The organism is Mucilaginibacter gilvus (genome assembly GCF_004054195.1).
Taxonomy (GTDB): domain Bacteria; phylum Bacteroidota; class Bacteroidia; order Sphingobacteriales; family Sphingobacteriaceae; genus Mucilaginibacter; species Mucilaginibacter gilvus.
The window spans coordinates 160,456-174,058 of the sequence record NZ_SBIW01000012.1 but is presented as its reverse complement, the minus strand read 5'-3'; the positions used below and the strand labels follow the sequence as shown (position 1 = coordinate 174,058).

The following is a 13,603-nucleotide window of genomic DNA, read 5'->3' as shown; positions in this document are numbered from 1 at the left end:
AATTATTTTATAAATAACAAGAAAAAGAGGTACATTGACATTCCCTAAAAAATCCAATACCTATGTCCGATAAGAAGCCGATAATCCCGCCCAATGGCGAAGGCATTTCCAATGGAACGCGCCGCGATTTTATCAAACAAACCACCGTATTAACAGCCGTAGCTATGGCTCCAGGTACTGTTGTAAAGGCCGCATCCGATCATATAGACGAGCAGATAGCCGCTGTATTTGAAAAAATGCCGTTAAAAATGGAAGTGAACGGCAAGCTGCAAAACCTTTCGGTAGAACCTCGTTCTACCCTTTTAGATATCCTGCGAGAACAACTCGACCTTACCGGCACCAAAAAAGGCTGCGACCATGGCCAATGCGGCGCTTGTACCGTGCATGTGGATGGGCATAGGGTAAACTCCTGCCTCACGCTGGGTGTAATGGTGAACGGTAAAAAGATAACTACTATAGAAGGGCTGGCCAAAGGCGACGAACTGCACCCTATGCAGGAAGCTTTTTTAAAGCACGATGGTTTCCAGTGCGGGTACTGCACACCGGGGCAGATCATGTCGGCAGTGGCTTGTATCCGCGAGGGGCACGCCAATTCCGAAGGAGAGATAAGGGAATACATGAGCGGTAATATTTGCCGCTGCGGCGCTTACCCCAACATTGTAAACGCCATACAGGAAGTAAAAGCAGGAGGGCAAACCGTATGAAACAGTTTCAATACATACGCCCCGCCAGCCAGGCAGCCGTACTGGATGCAATAGCCAAGTCAGGCAGCAAAATAATTGCCGGCGGTACCAACCTGGTAGACCTGATGAAGAAAGGGGTAATGTCGCCGGATAAACTGGTAGACATTAACAGTCTTCCCTTAAACACCATAAACACCAGCCCAAAAGGCCTGCATATAGGCGCATTAGTGCTAAACAGCGTTCTATCAGAAAATAGTTTGGTGCTGGATAAACACCCGCTACTATCGATGGCCTTAAAGGCAGGTGCTTCGCCGCAGTTGCGCAATATGGCAACGGTTGGCGGCAATATGATGCAGCGTACCCGATGCGCTTATTTTTACGATACCACTATGCCCTGCAACAAACGTACACCGGGCACGGGCTGCGGCGCGATGGGCGGTTATAACCGAATGCACGCTATTTTTGGTAGCAGTCCGCAATGTATAGCGGTACACCCAAGCGATATGTGCGTGGCACTCGCTGCGCTGGGTGCAACTGTAACCATCGCCGGTAAAAAAGGCGAGCGACATATCCCCTTTACTGAATTCCATCGCCTGCCAGGCGAACACCCCGAGATGGATAACCACCTCGCAACGGGCGAAATGATATTAGGCGTAGATATCCCGGATAACAACTTCGCAAAAAATAGCTATTACCTAAAAGTGCGCGACAGGCAATCCTACGCTTTCGCGCTTGTTTCGGTTGCCGCCGCGCTGGATCTTCGGGGTGGTGTGATCAAAGAAGCACGGCTGGCTATGGGCGGCGTGGCGCATAAGCCATGGCGCTTGTTCGATGCCGAAAAGTTTTTGGCAGGCAAAGCGCCCACCGAAGAAAACTTTAATAAGGCCGCACAGCTGGCTATGCAGAGCGCAAAGGCTTACGAGTACAATGCATTCAAACTAAAACTTGCCCCGGCTACTATTGCCGAGGCCTTAAAGCATGCGGGGGGCTTAGCATAATATGGAAACTTTAATGAACAAACCCATACCAACATCTGCCGACGGCATGAGCCGCGTAGATGGCCGCGCGAAAGTCACCGGCGCTGCCAAATACTCCGCAGAATATAACCAACCAAATATGGCCTACGCCGTATTGGTGGGCAGCACCATTACCAAAGGCACAGTTGCCACCATAGATACCAAAGCAGCCTCGGCTGCGCCGGGCGTATTGGCGGTGCTTACCTATTTAAATTCGCCAAAGGTGCCGGGGCATATTCCTACAAAAGCACAAAAACCGAGTTCAAAATCGGGGCCACTAAAGGTGTTTTACGATAATAAGATTCTGTACAACGGGCATCCCATTGCCATGGTAGTTGCTGACACTTTCGAGCGGGCGCAATACGGCGCATCGTTGGTGAAAGCCACTTATAATAAGGAGGCGCACGATACACAACCGCCAAAGAACATTACGCAGGGAGTTGGCGCGTGGGGTGGTAAAGATTTCACAAAGGGAACGGTTGATGCCTGGAAAACAGCCCCCATAAAACTGGAGCAGGAGTACACCCACCCCAGCGATGTACACAACCCAATGGAATTGCATGCCATCATAGCACGTTGGGATACGCCCGATAAACTTACCGTTTGGGATAAAACCCAGGGCACGCAGGCCACGCGCGATGATATTGCAAAAGCATTCAAGCTAAAAAAAGAAGATGTGCAGGTAAACTCGCAGTTTGTAGGCGGGGCTTTCGGCAGCGCTTTACAAGTATGGCCGCATGAGGTTGCCGCCATCCTTGGCGCACAGGTGGTAAAGCGCCCGGTAAAACTGGTACTGAGCCGGCCGGATATGTTCACCTCGGTAGGGTACCGCCCTTATACCTGGCAAAAAATAGGTATTGGCGCTACTACCGATGGTAAGCTGGTAGGTATTACGCACGAGGCGGTTGGACAAACATCCAGCTTTGAAGATTTTGCCGAAGGGCCTATCAACACCAGCAAAGGATTATATGCAAGCCCCAATATCACCACGCGGTATAAACTCTTATCGCTGGATGTGAACACCCCTACCTGGATGCGTGGCCCGGGCGAAGCTACGGGCGCGTTCGCGCTGGAATCGGCAATGGATGAATTGTCATATGCCCTAAAGATGGACCCCATCGACCTCCGCATGAAAAACTATGCGAAGACCGACCCGGACAACGGTAAGGAATACAGCAGTAAATTTTTAGATGAAGCTTACGCCATGGGCGCTGCTCAAATAGGCTGGGAAAACCGCCAGGCCCAGCCGCGTGCCGCAAGCCAAAACGGGTGGCTGGTTGGCTATGGTATGGCCGGAGGAATGTTTGGTGCCTACCGCGATGTGGCCGTAATAAAGGCCATGATGAAAGCCGACGGTACCCTAACCATACAGAGCGCCGTAAGCGATATAGGCCCCGGCACGGGTACCGCTATGGTACTCATAGCTGCTAATAAAATGGGGATTGATGCCGGCAAGATAAAATTTGAAATGGGTGATTCGTCGCTGCCGGATGCGCCAATGCAGGGCGGTTCGGCCACGGTTTCGGCAGTGGGCTCTGCTGTGCATGATGCCTGCACGGTTTTGAAAGAAAAATTTCAGCAGCTGATGGGCAACGGTGGTACTGATAAACCCGATTACGTAAAAATACTAAAGGATAACAACCTCCCCTCTTTGGAGGTGCTCACCAAATCGGCACCCGGGCCCGATAACCAAAAATATTCGATGCAATCATGGTCGGTACATTTTGTGAAGGTGCTGGTGCATCCGGCAACCGGCGTGGTTAAAATTGATAAGGTGGCCTGCGTGGCCGATTGCGGTAAAATTATCAGCCCCAAAACAGCCCGCAGCCAGGTAGTTGGCGGCGCTATTGGCGGTATTGGTATGGCATTGATGGAAGAAGGAATTATAGACCACCGTTACGGGCGCTACGTAAACAACAACTTTGCCGATTACCATGTACCGGTGAATGCCGATATCCCGCAGATAGATGCCATGTTTGTAAACAAACCCGACCCGTATATTAACCCTATCGGTGCAAAAGGCATGGCCGAAATTGCCCTGATAGGTATGGCACCCGCCGTGGCAAACGCGGTTTACAACGCTACGGGGAAGCGCGTTCGCGATTTGCCGATAACACCCGATAAACTCATATAATTCAAAAGGCGCAAATAACACGAATGAAGGAACTGATAGATATTGTTGCCGCTTACGATATAGCCGCCAAACAGGGCAAAAAAACTGCGCTGGCAACGGTAGTACAGGTAGAAGGTTCGGCCTACCGCAGGGCGGGCGCGCGGATGCTTATTACCGAGGACGGGCAACTTACGGGTGCTATCAGCGGTGGTTGTTTGGAGGGTGACGCGCTGCGCAAGGCCCGGCTGGTAATTTTACAGCAGGAACCCATGCTGGTAACCTACGATACTACCGATGATGACGATGCCAAACTTGGAGTAGGCCTCGGCTGTAATGGCATCATCCATATCCTTATTGAACCTATAAGTGGGGAACCTAACAATCCTATCCGTTTATTAAAAACCGTAGTTAACGGTCGCAGAAACGCGGTACTGGTAACCCTGTTTTCTGTGGAGGACAGGAAAGCGCCGCAACCCGGCACTTGTTTATCCTTAACTGAAAATGAACTATTGTTGAACAGGCTGGAAGGTTTGGCGCATCAGGCGCAGATAATTGACGATGCAAAACGGGTGATGGCGGATCAACGGTCTGAAACCAAATTTTATAATAATGGGATCACTTACACCGCCTTTGTCGAATTTGTAAAGCCGCTTATTTCGCTGGTGGTAGTTGGTGCGGGGAATGATGCTATTCCGCTCACCAAACTCGCCGCAGTTTTGGGCTGGGATACCACCGTGATAGACGGCCGCCCCAATTATGCCTTGCCCGAGCGTTTCCCATCGGCACAAAAAATAATTGTTGCCAAACCGGGGCAGGCGCTGTCACACATCAGCATAAATGAACACACCGCTTTTGTGCTGATGACGCATAACTACAACTACGAGCTGGCCCTGCTGAAAGAGTTATTGCCCCTGCAACTGAGCTATGTGGGCGTGCTCGGCCCAAAAAAGAAACTGGCCCGCTTGCTTGCCGAGATAGAAGACAGCGGCCAGCAAATAACCGAAGAGCAGCTTAAAAATATTTACGGCCCCGTAGGACTCGATATTGGTTCGGAAGGAGCGGAAGAGATAGCGCTTTCTATCGTTGCCGAAATAAAGGCCGTACTATCTAAGCGTAAAGGTAATTCGCTAAAATATAAACCGGCATCTATCCATGCGCCGCACTTGGCAACTATTGGTTAATTAATGGCAGGCATTATCGTATTAGCTGCGGGTAAATCTGAAAGGTTGGGGCAACCAAAGCAAAACCTTATTTTCCGGGGCAAAACGCTGCTACAGCGGGCCATTGATGTGGCGCTCGATTCGGACTGCCGCCCTATTATAATTGTGCTGGGGGCTAACGTGGATCAGATAATCATCCAGCCCAATAAAAAAATCACTATTCTGCAAAACCCCGGTTGGCCCGAAGGCATGGCTTCTTCTATCCGTTTAGCTGTAAGTGAAATGATAGAACAGAGAGTAGATAGCACCATCATGATGCTTTGCGATCAGCCTTTTGTTGATGCGGAACTCCTTACTGCCATGGCGAAAAAACAAAAAGACACCGGCCAACCCATCATCGCCTGCGCATATAAGGGGGCAGTTGGTGTGCCTGTATTGTTTGCCAAGTCGCTATATCCCGAATTGCTTTTGCTACAGGGGCGGGAAGGAGCCAGAAAGATCCTGCAAAATCACCCGGGGCATATCGCCCCGATACCGTTTGAGAACGGAGGGATAGATATTGACACCATGGAAGATTATGAAGGCCTTATTGGTCGCCAAAGTGTAAATTAACGGCATAATATGTTAATTTACTGTTAAAAGCGTACTAAAATCCGCAGCTATTTGCCTATCTTCATCAAGCTATTTCACAATGCGTATGGGCACCCGTCGTTTTTCGTTTTTCGTAAAAACTTTAATTCTTGCTGTAACTTTTTTGAGTTTTAATTTAAGCTCAGAAGCGCAGGTGCTATCGGCTGTATTACATGATGGATCTGCCGTTGATACCACGGGCAGATACCTGAAAGAAAACCCCGGCTTTATTGTCAACAGCTCGCTCACTGCAAAGAGTGTATTGAAAGACCCCGCGCTGGAGCAGAAACTACAAGTATCCATCCGCAAACCATCCGACCGCAACGCGCTGATGAAACACCTGCGGGAGATGAACATCAGTACCGACCTCGAAGCTAACCGCTCCAACAAAAAACTGCTTTATAACCTCGCCAGTACTTTTGCACGCTTAAAGATGTATTCGCTGGCCATGAAATGCTTTTTTAAAACACTGCAATACAATAAAGCCGATCAACCCGACGAGGCCGATACACTTGCCAGCACAACAGCCCTTCCGCCCGACTCGCTGAGCGCGGATGTAGCCAACCTCGACGAGCGCTACCTCAACTTTAACGACAAGGACGACACCGTGCTAAACCACCAGCCAGCCCTGCAGCTGCCCCTAAACGATAAAGAACCTCGGAGCCCGAAAATAACCTATCAGCATATTGTTGAAACTTTTAAGGATGGCAAAAAAGCGGTGGCTTATGCCATGCTCATACACGTAAAACAGCCGGTAGGCGGCAAGCCAAGGGTTTACAAATTCACTAACTCGGGGCATACTTTTATTACTCTCATCAAATACAACCGCGATTCTACCTACGTATCGCTTTCCTTTGGTTTCTACCCGGATAAAAACCACCCTTTCGCCGGCACGCCGCTATTCCCTTCATCAAACTCCACCTTTAGGGATGATGCTGAGCATAAATGGGACGAGGTAGCTGGTAAATTCATTTCTAAACGCAGGTTCGAGAAAATACTGGCGCTCACCAAAAATTACGATGGCCTGAAATACCATCTCAGCAAAAACAACTGTACCGATTTTAGCTTGAATGCCGCCCTTTTTGCCGACCTCAGCATTAACGAAACCACCGGTAAATGGCCGCTGGGGCATGGCAATAACCCAGGCATCACCGGGCAAAGCATGCTGCAAGGCAAAATAACCAACGGTAACAAACCCGACCTGGACGATGTGTTTATTAATGATACGGTGATCAAACAATAAAAAGTCTCCCCCTGTCCGCTTCAAAATAGCCGGGCGACCATTGCCGCCTTCAAAAATCGCCCTCCCCCCTAAACAAAAACCCGTTTTTCTTATTCTATTAAGCCGGGGTTAATATTCTGTGATAGAATATACCTCACCATACTTAAAATACATTTTTATTATCATATTTGGATGTAAGAATCCTATTAACCGAAATACACCATACTACTATGCAGGAATTAGACCCTACCATCCTTAAAAAAGCAAACTCTTGGCTCGAAGGAAATTATGATGCTGATGTGAAGGCACAAATTCAGAAAATGATAGACGATAAAGCGTACACAGAACTTACCGATTCGTTTTACCGCGACCTTGAGTTTGGTACGGGCGGCTTGCGCGGCATTATGGGCCCCGGCAGCAACCGCATCAATAAATACACCATCGGTTCGGCAACACAAGGCCTTGCCAACTACCTTAAAAAAAACTACCCCGGCGAAAAAATAAAAGTGGCCATTGCGCATGATAGCCGAAACAATGCCGACCTGTTCTCCGCCATCACTGCTAATGTTTTCTCTGCCAACGATATCCACGTTTACTACTTTAAAGCCCTGCGCCCTACGCCCGAGCTTTCCTTCGCGGTGCGCCATTTTGGTTGCAAAAGCGGGGTAATGCTTACCGCATCGCACAATCCGAAAGAGTATAACGGCTACAAAGCCTACGGCGACGACGGTGGCCAGTTTGTTGCCCCGCACGATGATGCTGTAATGGACGAGGTTGCAGCTATCAAAAGTATCGACGAGGTGAAATTCACCCGCGTAGATGCCAATATAGAAGAAATTGGCGAAGAGGTGGATGCACTTTATTTAGATAACATCACCACCCTTTCGGTTTCTCCTGACGCCATTAAACGCCAGAAGGACCTGAAGATCGTTTACTCGCCAATCCACGGTACGGGTATCACCCTGGTGCCGCAGGCTTTGGAGCGTTTCGGTTTTGAGAATGTAATTTTGGTTGACGAGCAATCCACGCCGGATGGCAACTTCCCAACCGTGGTTTACCCTAACCCCGAAGAAAAAGAGGCGCTTACCCTTGCCCTCAAAAAAGCACAGGATACCGATGCCGACCTGGTACTGGCTACCGACCCGGATGCTGACCGCGTAGGTATCGCCGTAAAAAACACCGAAGGCGAATTTGTATTGCTGAACGGTAACCAAACCGGTACCATGCTTATTAACTACCTGCTTACCGCATGGGAAGAAAAAGGCAAGCTTACCGGCAAGGAATACATTGTAAAAACCATTGTTACCACTTACCTTTTAGATAAAATAGCCGAAGCCAAAAACGTAACCTGCTACAACACGCTTACCGGCTTTAAGTACATAGGCGAACTGATGACCAAATTTGAGGGGCAGCAAACCTTCATCGGCGGTGGCGAAGAAAGCTACGGTTACCTCATCGGCGATTTTGTGCGCGATAAGGATGCTGTTGTTTCCAGCGCCTTTATTGCCGAGATGACGGCCTACTACAAAGATAAAGGGAGCAGCCTTTTTGAGGCTCTGCTGGATACCTACGTGCAGTACGGTTTCTACAAAGAAAAACTGATCTCGCTTACCAAAAAAGGCAAAACCGGTGCGGAAGAAATTGTGGCAATGATGGATAAATTCCGCAATAACCCACCTGCCGAACTGGGTGGCTCAAAGGTGATCACGCTAAAAGATTACGGAAAAAGCATAGAAACCGATTTGGCAAGCGGCACCAGCAAACCGATAGAATTACCAACCTCAGATGTGCTGCAATTCATCACCGAGGATGGCAGCATCATCTCGGCACGCCCATCAGGTACCGAGCCGAAGATCAAATTCTATTGCAGCGTAAACGGCAAACTGGCCAGCAAAGAAGCCTACGCCGAAACCGACAAAGTTTTGGATGATAAGATCAATACAATAATGAAGGATCTGGGGGTTTAAACCTTGGCTATTAAATATTGAAAGCCATCGGTTATAAAACCGATGGCTTTTTTGTTGTAACCGTATGCTGGTTGGCGGGAGCATACTTTCTTTCTCCCTCCGTCATTGCTAGGCACGAAGCAATCTCCCGAGAGAAAAGTTTACAACTGCAAATTTCAGAGATTGCTTCGTGCCTTGCAATGACGCTTTATTAGTCCTTTTGTTACCTCGGCAGGGTAAACCAAAAGGTGCTTCCTTTGCCTAATTCGCTTTCCACACCTATTTGGCCATCGTGTTTTTTGATGATCTCGGCAGAAATATATAACCCAAGGCCCAGACCGTTGTACGCCTGACCAGAATGGTCGGCACGGTAATAGCGGTCGAATATATAGGGTAGTTTTTCGGGGGCAATGCCGGGGCCGGTATCTTTAACAGACACCTTTGCGAACCCATCCAACTTTTCTACAATGAGATAGATCTCTTTAGAATCGGGCGCGTATTTTACGGCGTTGTTCACAAAGTTTACCACCACCTGGTCTACCCTGTGTTCGTCGGCGTGGATCTGCAGGTCCTTATCGCCGCTAAAAACCAACTCGTGCTTGCCGGCAACCCGTACGTGGTTGCAGCAAAGGTCCAGCATTTCGGCAATGGTGAAAGTGGTTTTGTTAAGATGCAGGTGCCCATCGGTAAGGCGATGAATATTTAAAAGCTCATCAACCAGCACACTCATTTTCTCCATGCTTCGGTTAGACTGCTCTATGAGCCTGATGTGCATGGACGAATATTCTTTATCTTTTATTTTATCCAACAACTGCAACGAGGCCTTTAAGCTGGTTATGGGCGTTTTTAACTCGTGGCTGGCAATGCTTAAAAAATCATCCTTTTGCTGTTCCAGCTTGCGTTGGTCGGTAATATCGGTGTTCGTGCCAAACCATCTAATCACCTCCCCCTTTTCATTTTTTGATGGGATAGCGCGCGACAAAAACCAGCGGTATTCGCCATCGGAACCTTTAAGCGGGAAGATATCCTCCCAAACAATGCCGTTGTTAAAATGGTAACTTACCTTTTCAGTTACCCGCTGTACATGGTCGGGGTGATGTACTTTTTGCCAACCCCAGCCAACCATGTCGCTTAGCGTGGTGCCGGTATAATCAAACCAGCGTTGGCTATACCAATAAATAGAGCCCGTGCCATCAGCCATCCAGGCCAGTTGTGGCATATTATCGGTTATCATACGTAGTGTTTCTGCTGAGGCTTCTATCTCTTCTATAGAATTCTGCAATTCGATTTGCGAAACTACCAACTCTTCATTAGATGCCGCCAGCTCTTCATTTACGTTTGCCAGGCTATTTGCGGACGCTATCAGCTCCTCCTGCGATTCCCGCAGTTCTTCGTTTGTTGCCGTCAACTCTTCGTTCATAGCATAAATTTCCTCGCGCTGCTCGTCGGCCTGTTTGGATAAGCCAAGGTGTTTGTCTATTTCATCCAGCGCCGATAGGCGTAGTTCAACCTGGTCCATAATGGCGGTAGCCATGCCTGCTAAAATAGTCTTCTCTTTTTCTGAAAAAGATCTTGCTTTTTTGTCGATGATACATAAGGTGCCTATCAGGAAACCATCGTAAGTAATAAGCGGGGCGCCTGCATAAAACCGCAACCCAAAATCGCCGGCCACGTTTGGGTTGGCCATAAGGCAGGGCTCTTTTAGCGCGTCTTCAAAAACGGTAACATCGTCGCTTAATACGGCAAGCGCGCAAAGGCTTTTGCCGCGATTGGCTTCTTTAGCATTACCCATGCCGACATTGGCCTTAAAAAAAACACGTTCTGCATCTACCAGGGACACCAAAGAAATAGGAACATTGAAAATTTGAGTACACAGCTTTGCAATATTATCAAACGACGCTTCGGACGGAGTATCCATAATGCGGTATCGTTTTAGCGCACTTAAGCGTTCTATGTCATTATCTGGAATGATGTTCATCCCAAAGGTGTTCTCAATCATTTAAATTGTATTAGTAGGGAGCGGAAAACAGCAATAAATATAATATTATTATTTGCCAAAGCAATTTGATATCGATTTTTGGAGTATAATTTAATTAAAAATAAAAAAACAGCCCGCTCTGAATCTATTTGAAAAGGACCCTGAGGATTTAGCACATTCCCGGATGGCGGGTCCATCAATGGTAATTCATTACCGCCCTAAAGCGCAGGGCTCTCTGTCGAGAGCCCCTGCAGGAACGGGATCCCACCGTACAGGTGTCTCTTTGAAAAGGCCCAGCGATAGAAAATTTCGCATTAGAAAGCACCTCACAGCGACATATATATATTCTGATGATGTTTAGTACTAATTTCCCTGGTATTTTGTCCTCCAGCGATATTCTGCCAGGATTTTATCCAGTTCTTTAAACTTAAATTCTTCGTTTTGCAGCTGTTTCACTAAGTCGGGCACGTCGGCAAATGCTTTGCTCAGCACTTCAATATAATTTCCTTTAGTTAACTCGTAAGTTGTATTACCGTCCTGGTACATCGGTATCGCTTTTGAGGAGGAGTAATACGGAGACATTTGCCAGCTATAATTATTTGTGATGTGTGAACCACCGTTGCCCATCGAATTATAGGACGGGCTTTGGCTTATCACCATTCCGCCGCTGGAGGTGGATTTGAATTTGTAATACAGGTGAGTTGTAGGGGTAACGGCGATGACCTTGCCAAAGTATTTTTTATTGTCCTTACCGTCCTGCGTGAGTACTGTTAGGCTGTCATTCTCATTCAGGCGTATCAATACCAGGGCTTTGATGTCTTCTATCTTGATCTTTTCCGCATCGGCGGTCTTTACTGTTTTGTAATAAAATTTATCGTCCGATGGTACAAAGGTGATAAGCCCGCGGACCTTTTTGCCGTCGTTATCATAAAAATAACCGCTGTTAAATACTTTTTGTGCTTTTGCAGATAACGTGCAGCAGCAAAGGAAAAGTAGAATAGTTTTGCGCATAAGGTTTAGTGTTTATGGGCTTAAATATACTCTTACAAAACTAACAAACACCGGAAAATGATTTTTTTTAACTCCGCAGGGCCGGTCCTTCCTGGCGAGGTACGAAGTTACCCATTTACAAAACACAAAAACCACCGGCTATTAACCGCTGGCTTTTGTAGTTGACAAATAAACGTTTATTTCTCCAATTCCTTTAACCAGGCGGCTACTTCCTCGCGGGCGGCGATGATCACCGGTTTGCCGCGCGGTAGTACATTTTCCATTGGCCGGGTTTGCGGCGGTATTCTTCGTCCAAAAATTCGCCGCCACTGGTTTTGGCGCTAAAATCTACCCTAAGCGCCTTGTGCTTAGCCTACCGGCAAGGTAATTAGCGCCTTCCAAAGCGATTATCATCGACAGCACAATAACTACCACGCTAAGGCCATCCGCTAACGGCATGAAAGAGGAATATAGCAAAGCGTAGAGCAGGCCGCCTAAAATAATACAGTAAAGAAACAGTTGAATAATTACAAAAAGCCAGGGGCGTTTGCCGAGCATGGTGGTAATCAGATTACCGGTAATAATGCCTGCGTATATACCATAAGCCATGCCGCTTTCGCGACTGCCCGTTATACTCACGGCAATAAAAATGCATACAAAAACAGAGAGGACGGTTATGCCTAATAGTTTTAAGTATAAAATTGGGTTAGCATACATGGGCCTGACGTACGAAGATGTACATTAATACATTGATACTGTTGACAAGGCAATACTAAATATTATTTAGCCTAAGTTTATAACAGCCTGAACTTAACCACCCCAGCTTGTTCCCAAACGCAAAGCGTTTTATTGTTGGCCAGCACGCTTGACTGCAGGAACGCCCCCTTATCTATGCTGGTTGTTTTTTTATTTTTGAGAGATACCACCCTCACGGTATCATTACTCTGATAGGTTACAGCAACGTTATCGCCCGTGCCGGCAATATCACAGTTGCGCCCTTTGGCTATAAAGATTTCGGGCTGGCCGGGCCGGGCGAAGTATACATCGCCTTTGCGTTGCCAGGTGGTATAAACAGCGTCCTTATCGCCCAACAGGATGCCGCCACCATCCATGGTACAGGCGTTCAATTTCCAGGTACTCAGGCCTAATTTTTCGGCTGCGCCAAAGGTTTTACCGCCGTTTACCGACCTGGCTACATACAGATCGCGCGATCCCATTAGCCAGTTACGAAACATGATAGCAACCTCGCCACCCTTAACCGCTATGTTGGGTTTGCAGCATTCGCAAACATGCCCATCGGGGCTGCGGTAGGCTATAATGTTTTTCCCCCAAGCCGAAGCACCTGGCTTTAACGACGCGAAGTAAACCTGGTTGTTGCCACCAGTGCGGGTATCCAGCCAAACGGCGTAAAAGTTATCAGCCTTATCGGCGGCGATGCTCATCAGCCCCTCGGGTGCCGAACCCCTTAGATCATTAACGGTGCCCAAGGTTGCCCAGTTCCCGGTAGCATGGTTAAGCCTGAACCAATGTATCGCCCCAGCCTTATCCATCGCCGTAATAACCGTACAACTGGCCGAGCTTGCAATTTGCGGCCCGCGGGCCATACCCAAATGCATATCCTTCACATGCGCTACCAATAATGGCTTAGAAAAACTCACCCCGCCGTTTGTTGATATAACGCAAAATATATCATCGGCCTCGCCATAGGCAACCCTAACGGTATTTTTGTTGTCGACAGCAATTTGCGGCTGTTTACCTGTGGCGATAGTATTGGAGTCGCTTTTTGCGAGCGACAGCAAAAACAGGCAAATAACCGGAAACAACAGCAGGAGTATTTTCTTCATCATACCTTAAAGCTACAGCTT

11 protein-coding genes are annotated in these 13,603 nt (G+C 47.9%); 7 read left to right on the top strand and 4 right to left on the bottom strand.

Annotation, left to right across the window (positions count from 1 at the left end; translation table 11 throughout):
- Window positions 1-62: 62 nt before the first annotated feature.
- The 7 genes from EPL05_RS20590 to EPL05_RS20560 all read left to right on the top strand — a co-directional run bounded on the left by EPL05_RS20590 (window position 63) and on the right by EPL05_RS20560 (window position 8,791).
- Window positions 63-704, top strand: coding sequence for a (2Fe-2S)-binding protein (locus EPL05_RS20590; protein WP_128535884.1), 642 nt, complete (start codon window positions 63-65; stop codon window positions 702-704).
- Window positions 701-1,681 (top strand): FAD binding domain-containing protein, encoded by a 981-nt coding sequence (locus EPL05_RS20585; RefSeq protein WP_128535883.1) that lies wholly within the window; start codon window positions 701-703, stop codon window positions 1,679-1,681. The genes EPL05_RS20590 and EPL05_RS20585 overlap by 4 nt, the downstream gene beginning before the upstream one ends.
- A 13-nt stretch (window positions 1,682-1,694) precedes the next feature.
- Entirely contained in the window at window positions 1,695-3,833 is a 2,139-nt protein-coding gene (locus tag EPL05_RS20580; protein ID WP_128535882.1) for a xanthine dehydrogenase family protein molybdopterin-binding subunit, read from the top strand.
- A gap of 23 nt (window positions 3,834-3,856) precedes the next feature.
- Window positions 3,857-4,993 (top strand): XdhC family protein, encoded by a 1,137-nt coding sequence (locus EPL05_RS20575; RefSeq protein ID WP_128535881.1) that lies wholly within the window; start codon window positions 3,857-3,859, stop codon window positions 4,991-4,993.
- Between the two features lie 3 nt (window positions 4,994-4,996).
- Window positions 4,997-5,584 carry a nucleotidyltransferase family protein gene (locus EPL05_RS20570; protein WP_128535880.1) on the top strand — a complete coding sequence of 196 codons (588 nt, stop codon included), beginning with the start codon at window positions 4,997-4,999 and terminating at the stop codon, window positions 5,582-5,584.
- Between the two features lie 142 nt (window positions 5,585-5,726).
- A complete protein-coding gene (locus EPL05_RS20565) occupies window positions 5,727-6,845 on the top strand; it encodes a hypothetical protein (protein WP_128535879.1) in 1,119 nt (372 codons plus the stop codon).
- A gap of 209 nt (window positions 6,846-7,054) precedes the next feature.
- Window positions 7,055-8,791, top strand: a complete 1,737-nt coding sequence (locus EPL05_RS20560) for a phospho-sugar mutase (protein WP_128536082.1) — start codon at window positions 7,055-7,057, stop codon at window positions 8,789-8,791.
- A 202-nt stretch (window positions 8,792-8,993) separates the two neighbouring features.
- Here EPL05_RS20560 and EPL05_RS24100 read toward each other — a convergent pair whose 3' ends face one another.
- The 4 genes from EPL05_RS24100 to EPL05_RS20540 form a co-directional block, all read right to left on the bottom strand.
- Window positions 8,994-10,769, bottom strand: a complete 1,776-nt coding sequence (locus EPL05_RS24100) for an ATP-binding protein (protein WP_166727770.1) — start codon at window positions 10,767-10,769, stop codon at window positions 8,994-8,996.
- 342 nt (window positions 10,770-11,111) lie between these two features.
- Window positions 11,112-11,759, bottom strand: coding sequence for a hypothetical protein (locus EPL05_RS20550; protein ID WP_128535878.1), 648 nt, complete (start codon window positions 11,757-11,759; stop codon window positions 11,112-11,114).
- 327 nt (window positions 11,760-12,086) lie between these two features.
- Window positions 12,087-12,455 carry a hypothetical protein gene (locus tag EPL05_RS20545; RefSeq protein WP_128535877.1) on the bottom strand — a complete coding sequence of 123 codons (369 nt, stop codon included), beginning with the start codon at window positions 12,453-12,455 and terminating at the stop codon, window positions 12,087-12,089.
- A 77-nt stretch (window positions 12,456-12,532) separates the two neighbouring features.
- The gene (locus tag EPL05_RS20540; RefSeq protein WP_128535876.1) at window positions 12,533-13,585 is read right to left on the bottom strand and encodes a hypothetical protein; all 1,053 of its coding nucleotides are present in this window, start codon (window positions 13,583-13,585) and stop codon (window positions 12,533-12,535) included.
- Window positions 13,586-13,603: the final 18 nt, after the last annotated feature.